The following is a 255-nucleotide window of genomic DNA, read 5'->3' as shown; positions in this document are numbered from 1 at the left end:
CCCCCAGGTCGACCGCCCCTTCCGGCTGGACGCCGACATGCTCGAGGACTACTACATCGAGACGCCGGCGGGCGAGCGGGTGCCCATCTCCAGCGTGGTCACGATGACCGAATCGGTGGAGCCAGGCTCACGGAACCAGCATCAGCAGCTCAACTCGCTGACACTCGAAGGCGTGATGACCCCCGGTACGCCGCTTGGCGATGCGCTCGAGTACCTGGAGACGACCGCCGAGGACACGCTGCCATCCACCTATAA

1 protein-coding gene is annotated in these 255 nt (G+C 65.5%); it reads left to right on the top strand.

Translation table 11 applies throughout. The features are described 5' to 3' along the window. Positions 1–255 (top strand): hypothetical protein (locus ACKRDP_RS10005; protein WP_409154635.1); only part of this gene is annotated, 255 nt, incomplete at both ends.

It is taken from the genome of Pampinifervens navoyensis (assembly GCF_046159715.1).
GTDB lineage: Bacteria > Aquificota > Aquificia > Aquificales > Aquificaceae > Pampinifervens.
The sequence above is the reverse complement of the archived record's forward strand: the minus strand, read 5'-3'. Positions and strand labels throughout refer to the sequence as shown.